At 43.3% G+C, this 607-nt stretch carries 1 protein-coding gene; it reads left to right on the plus strand.

Annotated features, from left to right (window positions below; genetic code table 11):
• Positions 1 to 290: 290 nt before the first annotated feature.
• On the plus strand, positions 291 to 607 hold a 317-nt coding region (locus AB4Z50_RS35895), incomplete at its 3' end, for an IS3 family transposase (RefSeq protein ID WP_441887267.1).

Raw genomic sequence — 607 nt, forward strand, 5'->3', positions numbered from 1 at the left:
TTAAACCGCTTGGAGCAACCTGTAGGCAAACAATACAGCTAYGGTAAAGGACCTGAGTTTACCTCGGAACTGGAGCAAATAAAGGCGGAGAATCGGTTCTTAAAGCAACAAATAGATGTGCTAAAAAAGTACAAGGAAATGGAAAGGAGTTGTCACCAAAAATCATAGTTGAACTGGTTGAGTTGATTCACGGGGAAGTTACGATCACCAAAGCTTGTKCATGGCTGGGTGTGCCACGTGCTACCTATTACCGATGGAGARCAAAAAACGAAACTCGKCCATTGGAYAGCATGGTTGAAGAGATTCGAGAACTCTGCACTGAGCATAAATTCCGTTACGGATACCGAAAGATTACTGCACTGCTTCGAAAAAAGYACAAGATTAATCACAAGCGCGTACAACGAATCATGCAATGTGAGCAGCTTCAATGTCGAGTCAGAGTAAAGAAACGAAAGCAWACAGGGCAGCCTGCTTATGTAGCTGAGTACCTGTTAAAGCGGCAATTTCAAGCTGAAGCACCGATGCATAAACTCGTCACGGATATTACGTATTTACCATTCGGCGGAAAAATGATGTACCTATCGAGCATCCTCGATTTATATAACGG

The sequence above is a fragment of the Paenibacillus sp. 2TAB26 genome (assembly GCF_052115145.1).
GTDB lineage: Bacteria > Bacillota > Bacilli > Paenibacillales > Paenibacillaceae > Pristimantibacillus.